Below are 3051 nucleotides of genomic sequence, written 5' to 3' on the forward strand. Positions count from 1 at the left end.
GTTCCGATGGAAATTCAACTGAGCGTCTCGAGTGCAATCACCACGTCGAATTTGCCATTCGAGTATGTTGAGCGCAAAGGCCTTGGGCATCCAGATTCCATTTGTGATTCGGTCATGGAGGCAGCTGCCTCAGCACTGCGGCGTGAATATGTTGAACGGTTTGGTCGGGAGTTGCATTACAATCTGGACAAAGCGATGCTCGTGGCCGGTGAGAGTTCTCCGAAACTCGGTGGTGGGAAAATCGAGCGTCCCATGCAATTCATCGCGGGTGATCGAGCGACGACCCGATTCGGCAAAAAGGATGTTCCTGTGGACGAAATTGTTGAGTCCGCTGTTTTGGATTGGCTTCGCAATCACATGCGATTCATGGATGTCCGCAAAGATGTGAATTTTCGAAGTGAAATCAAGGCTGGGTCGGCGGAGTTGACGGGAATCTTTGATCGCGAAGTGACGGTCGCCAACGATACCTCCGCCGCCGTTGGCTACGCTCCACTTTCGGAAACCGAACGGATCGTTTTGGAGACCGAACACTTTATCAACTCAGCCGATTTTCAACATCCGTTTCCCTTTGCGGGCGAAGATGTCAAAGTAATGGGGGTCAGGCATCACAAACAGTTACGAATGACGATTGCCGTGGCGATGGTGGATCAATTCATTCCTACCGCGGCAAGTTACTACGATAACAAGCAATCGATCCGCGAAGCGATTGTGGGTTTTGTCAACGAATTGCGAGATCAAATCGAAGAAGTCACCGTTGACATCAACATGTTGGACGATCCAAGTCGCGCGATGGCGGGTATGTATTTGACAGTGATCGGCACATCGGCCGAAAGCGGTGATGGCGGAGAAGTAGGCCGAGGCAATGCCGTTAACGGCTTGATCTCGCTAAACCGTCCGACCAGCAATGAAGCGGCCGCAGGTAAGAACACAATGTGCCATGTTGGTAATATCTACAATCACTTGACACATAAAATTGCCGCTGAGATCGTCCAATCGATCGCTCCGGTGCAAGAAGCCACGGTGTGGTTGTGCAGCCAAATTGGAAGCCCGATTGATCAACCATGGTCGACCTCCGTTGACGTTGTTTTGGAATCAAGTGTCACACCCAATGATGTGAGAAAATCGATTGAGGAGATCGTTCAGAGAGCACTGTAGCACGGTGAACTCTCGCCGCAAATCGCGTCACAGACCGTCATGGTGCGATCCGCTTCGCGACAAAGCGGTGTTGAGTTGGGCGATGTACGATTGGGCCAATAGTGCATACACGACATTGTTGATAACGGTTTTGGTCGCATACATTCAGCGGGTTGTCTTTCCAGTGGAGCAATGGGGCTACACGGGGGCTGTCGTTTGGGCGTGGGGTATTTCGTTGTCGATGTTTCTTGGGGCTGTACTTTCACCTTTGGTTGGAGCGATCGCGGACGCCCGAGCAAGCAAGCGACGTTGGTTGGCCGCTACGGCACTGAGTGGCGCGGTCGCCTCTATTTTGCTCGGTATCGTGCCGCCTCAGATGTATGTTGTTATCGTGATCTTGTTTGTCATGGCGAACTTGATGCTCGAATTGTCGCTAGGCATCTACAATGGTTTTTTGCCCGAGATCGTTGATGAGAAACAGATAAATTCTGCGTCGTCTTGGGGCTATGGTTTAGGATATTTAGGTGGTGGAATTGCTTTGCTCATTGCGATGATGATCCTGCAGTTTGGCCACTTGCTTGGGATTGAAACCATGTCAGCGAGGTTGCGATGCAGTCTCGTTCTGATGGGCATTTGGTGGGGGATTTTTTCGCTGCCCGCAATCGTTGTTCTTCGTGACCAGCCCAACAAGCATGCTGAACAACGATCGATAAGGGACGCAATTCGCCATAGCTTTGGTGATGTGCTTCAAACGCTACGAAGTTTACGCGTCAATGTTCCGCTTGCGCTGTTCCTGGTTGGTTTTCTTTTTTATAACGATGGCGTACAAACGATTATCAGCCAAGCGTCCACGTTTGCCTTGCAAGAGCTTTCGTTTCCGGAAGCCGAGTTGATGGCGGTGATCCTGATGATCCAATTCCTTGCCTTGCCAGGCGCATTGGTGATTGGCAAGTGTGCGGATTGGTTCGGGCAAAAACGCACGCTGTTGGCAACTTTAGCAGTATGGATTGGTGTCTTGGTTGCCGCGCTTTTCATTGCGTCAAAAATCGGTTTCTGGGGAATGGCGGTCGTCGTCGCGTTTGTACTTGGTGGGACGCAATCGGTAAGTCGTTCATTGATGGCCACGATGACCCCCATGGGGGAAAGCGCAAAGTACTTCGGTTTCTTTAACTTATCAGGGAAAGCGACCAGTTTTCTCGGTACCTTTTTGTTCGGTTTGATCGTTGCAACTTCCGGTAGCTCTCGACTAGCGATTTTCGGACTTTTGCCACTGTTTGTGATTGGCATGGGATTGCTTTGGATGATGAAGGATGGCCACGTGGATGAGGCGCCACGATCTCCGCGGAATGCTAAGTCTCTGAAAGATGCGGTCCCTTGATTGTGGCACACCGATTGCATTGTTTTGGGCTTCACCACTTACCGGGAGTCCAATTCGATGAAAGTTACCTTACTTGCTATTTCGGTTGTATGTTTGGCTTGCATGGGATGCACAGCTGACCCAAAATCCGCCGCTGGATTTACCTTGCCCGATGGAGACGTACAGCGTGGACAAGACACGTTTGCACAATTGCAATGTTATGCGTGCCACAGCGTCACAGATATTGAATTTGATGCTGTCGAGACGTCTGAAGAAATCGTCAAGCTAGGTGGGAAAACCACTCGGGTGAGAACCTATGGTGACTTGGTGACGTCGATCATCAATCCTTCGCATCGGTTCGCTGTGGGGTACGCCGATGAAGCCATCAAAGTGGATGGCCAATCAAAGATGCGATTGTACAACAACGAGATGACGGTGCAGCAACTGATTGACTTAGTGGCGTTCTTGCAGTCACAGTACACGGTCGAACAGTACCAGCCGACACCGTACATTCCTTACTACTAAGAAATACGAATTAGTAAAGCCGAAGGTTGGTCGTT

General features: G+C 50.5%; 3 protein-coding genes. All 3 read left to right on the forward strand.

What is annotated here, in order from left to right:
* Positions 1-6: 6 nt before the first annotated feature.
* The 3 genes from CA13_RS04450 to CA13_RS04460 are packed head-to-tail and all read left to right on the forward strand — an operon-like array spanning position 7 to position 3016.
* Positions 7-1155 (forward strand): methionine adenosyltransferase, encoded by a 1149-nt coding sequence (locus CA13_RS04450; RefSeq protein ID WP_146394778.1) that lies wholly within the window; start codon positions 7-9, stop codon positions 1153-1155.
* A gap of 4 nt (positions 1156-1159) precedes the next feature.
* Entirely contained in the window at positions 1160-2512 is a 1353-nt protein-coding gene (locus CA13_RS04455; RefSeq protein WP_146394779.1) for an MFS transporter, read from the forward strand.
* A gap of 57 nt (positions 2513-2569) precedes the next feature.
* A complete protein-coding gene (locus CA13_RS04460; protein ID WP_146394780.1) occupies positions 2570-3016 on the forward strand; it encodes a c-type cytochrome in 447 nt (148 codons plus the stop codon).
* Positions 3017-3051: the final 35 nt, after the last annotated feature.

It is taken from the genome of Novipirellula herctigrandis (genome assembly GCA_007859835.1).
Classification (GTDB): Bacteria; Planctomycetota; Planctomycetia; order Pirellulales; family Pirellulaceae; genus Novipirellula_A; species Novipirellula_A herctigrandis.

Excerpts from the sequence above, each read along its gene's own strand:
- CA13_RS04450 (WP_146394778.1), top strand. The coding sequence starts at position 7 with ATGGAAATTCAACTGAGCGTCTCGAGTGCAATCACCACGTCGAATTTG.
- CA13_RS04460 (WP_146394780.1), top strand. The coding sequence starts at position 2,570 with ATGAAAGTTACCTTACTTGCTATTTCGGTTGTATGTTTGGCTTGCATG.